This window comes from Streptococcus oralis (genome assembly GCF_003943825.1).
GTDB classification, from domain to species: Bacteria; Bacillota; Bacilli; order Lactobacillales; family Streptococcaceae; genus Streptococcus; species Streptococcus oralis_CD.
Genome location: NZ_RJNJ01000118.1, coordinates 1 through 549, shown reverse-complemented (window position 1 = coordinate 549; position 549 = coordinate 1). Strand labels below are relative to the sequence as shown.

The following is a 549-nucleotide window of genomic DNA, read 5'->3' as shown; positions in this document are numbered from 1 at the left end:
CAGAACCACCTGTCACTCCGATAATGATTGGTCTATTTTGCATGCTATCCTCCGTTTTTTTATCCGTCGTCTATTCTATCATATTTTTTTCAAAATTTATAGTCTGATTTGGATAGTCTAGGGGGAAACGATTCCATCCCCACACTCTAGTTAAACTAGCTAAAAACCTTCCTTGGTTTGTAAAAATTGTCCCTTTTTTCTAGAATGGCTAGCAATTTATCCCCCTCAAAGGCAGCCAATTCTTGGTCTGTTTGGTCTAACTCAATAAAACGACCAAATCGCACTTCTGTAGCCTGTTCTGGAGTTAGGATAACTTTGACAAGGTCACCTATTCCAATCTCTAGAGGATGGAGAAAGTCCAGTTGACCAGCCTCCACTTTTTCAGCAATTTCATTCAAAGTCAAGGCATCTTCTAACTGTAAACCTGCTGCACTCGTCCGAGTCAAATGGGACATATGGGCCGCATAACCCAGCTTCTCTCCCAAGTCAACAGACAAGGTACGGATATAAGTTCTCACCTAAATCAACCGATAAGGTACGGATATAAGT

Annotated in this window: 1 pseudogene; it reads right to left on the bottom strand. The window is 41.2% G+C overall.

The annotated features are described in order from the left end of the window. Positions 1-155 precede the first annotated feature (155 nt). Positions 156-512: pseudogene (gene truB, locus D8863_RS10910) on the bottom strand (tRNA pseudouridine(55) synthase TruB); the annotation flags it as partial. Positions 513-549: the final 37 nt, after the last annotated feature.